General features: G+C 64.2%; 1 protein-coding gene. It reads left to right on the top strand.

Annotation, left to right across the window (positions count from 1 at the left end):
• Positions 1-166: 166 nt before the first annotated feature.
• The coding region (locus EN925_RS36905) for a TRAP transporter large permease (RefSeq protein ID WP_164894712.1) at positions 167-1115 on the top strand (949 nt) is incomplete at its 3' end.

The following is a 1115-nucleotide window of genomic DNA, read 5'->3' on the forward strand; positions in this document are numbered from 1 at the left end:
GAACACGGTGATGCCGTCTCTCGCTTTCCCGGGCGGCGTCAGTTTCCTGCCGGTCATCCTGGGCGGCGCGCTTGTCTGCCTGTTTTCGCTCGAGCGGCTTGCCGGGCGGTTTGCCGGACTGCCGGTCGATGCCGATCAGTACGCCACGGGCGAGGAGGGTCTTTAGATGGCATTGACGGTTCTGTTCGGCACCTTCGTCTTTCTTCTGATCATCGGCACACCGATCGCCTTCTGCCTCGGTGTCGCCAGCTTCGCCACGGTTCTGGTGCTGGGGCTGCCGCCGCTGGTGGTGTTCCAGCGCCTCAACTCCGGTGTCAGCGTGTTTTCGCTGATGGCCATCCCGTTCTTCATCTTCGCCGGTGACCTGATGGTGCGCGGCGGCATTGCCGCTCGCCTTGTTGCGCTCGCCGGGGCGTTGGTCGGCCACCTGAGAGGCGGGCTCGGCCAGGTCAACATCGCCGCCTCGACCATGTTCGGCGGCATTTCCGGCTCGGCGGTGGCCGATGCCTCGGCGGTCGGCGGGCTGATGATCCCGCAGATGAAGGCGCGCGGCTACGGCGTCGATTATGCTGTCAACATCACTTCGGTCGGCGCCATCATTGCGCTGCTGATACCGCCTTCGCACAACATGATCATTTATTCGATTTCGGCCGGCGGCCGGATCTCGATCGCCGATCTGTTCACCGCCGGCATCATACCGGGCCTGCTGCTGGCGCTATCTCTGATGGTCACGGCCTATTGGGTCGCCAGCCGCCGCGCCTATCCGACCGAGCCGTTCGCCGGCTTCGGCAGGGCGCTGCAATTGCTCGTTGCCGCAATTCCCGGGCTGATCCTGATCGGCATCATCTTCGGCGGCGTTCGCTCCGGCGTCTTCACCGCCACCGAAAGCTCCTGCATCGCCATCGTCTATGCTTTCCTGGTGACCCTGCTGATCTATCGCTCCATGAGCTGGAACGACTTCGTCACCGCGACCACCGCTGCCGTGCGCACAACCGCAATGGTGCTGATGATCATCGGCTGCGCCGCCGCCTTTGGCTGGCTGCTGGCCTATCTCCGGGTGCCGGCCGCTCTGGTCGCCTTCCTGCAGTCGGTATCCGACAACAAGCTGGTCATCC

It is taken from the genome of Mesorhizobium sp. M7A.F.Ca.US.006.04.2.1 (genome assembly GCF_004022915.1).
GTDB classification, from domain to species: domain Bacteria; phylum Pseudomonadota; class Alphaproteobacteria; order Rhizobiales; family Rhizobiaceae; genus Mesorhizobium; species Mesorhizobium ciceri.